1 protein-coding gene is annotated in these 1187 nt (G+C 35.7%); it reads right to left on the bottom strand.

Annotated elements, in window-relative coordinates:
* Positions 1-1086: oligosaccharide flippase family protein (locus tag FHL06_RS13635; protein WP_153387187.1), on the bottom strand; the 1086-nt coding region annotated here is incomplete at its 3' end.
* Positions 1087-1187 lie beyond the last annotated feature (101 nt).

Raw genomic sequence — 1187 nt, 5'->3', positions numbered from 1 at the left:
AACAGTCCAAAGTTGTCTACTAATAGCCATCATTCCTAATGTAGCTGGTAAAATAATGAATACCGTGAATTGAACGATGTTTTGCATTAATTTTTGAATTGGTTCTTTGCCAACTTTACGACTAATCATGGCTGAAAGAGCTGGTATGACAGACGATGAAACGGAAATAGCTAGAGATACTAAGACCATGATTAATTTATTAGCTTGGAATCCAAACATAGCATAAAGGTCATCGATTGTTTTTTGACTGGCATGAAGAATCAGTTCATAGATCCAAGTAAAAGTGGTTTGATCAAATAACTGTAGAACAGTCATGATCGTATCAACCAAAAGAAACGGAATGGCCGAACGTAACATTGAAGCGAAGTTAATGTCTGGAGCTGATTCAGGTAAATCAGTACTTGTCTTGATATCTGTAACGGTGACAGAACGTCTAACTTTAATTCTAATCCAAAGTAGGAACAGATAAGCTAGCGTAGCACCAATAAAAGATGCTAGAGTAGACTGATTTACAGCCGTCATGTAATTACCCTTTTGAAGGATCATGATTGTATAAGTAGCATAAAGCATATAAGCTACGCGAGCAATTTGTTCAATAACTTGTGAAAAGGCTGAATAGGAAATGAACGCATAGCCTTGAATGTAACCTCGTAAAATACCAAGAGCGGGAATAATTAGCATAGCTACACTCAAGTATTTAATTGGTGTTACGACACGCATATCGCCAGCTGCTAAGACAATAGCGACGTACTTTGCGCCAAAGAACATAATCAAGGCCAAAACGACGCCGACTAATGACATGTATATAGTGTATTTTTTAAAAAGCTTTTCACTTTGATCGTAGCGACCTAAAGCATTGTGAGCAGCCACCTCTTTAGAAATAGCTGAAGGAATTCCTGCTGTGGCAATGATCAAAAACAAATTATAAATGTTATAAACCTTACCATACAAGGCATTAGCTGCACCAACAGCTAAGGGTCCAATCCAAATATTCCAAGGAATAATGTAGATAACAGATAAAATTCGGGAAAGAATTCCACTGATAGAAATCCAGAGAGAACTTTTGAGTAATGAATCTTTTTTCATTTTATTTTCCATTCTTTATAAAATTACTTATATTATAGAAGATTTAGGATTATTTAAAGAAAACAGCTACCAAAATCAAAGCGATTAAAGCAGGCAATCCT

It is taken from the genome of Companilactobacillus halodurans (assembly GCF_009600985.1).
Classification (GTDB): Bacteria; Bacillota; Bacilli; order Lactobacillales; family Lactobacillaceae; genus Companilactobacillus; species Companilactobacillus halodurans.
This window is presented reverse-complemented; position numbering and strand designations above follow the sequence as displayed.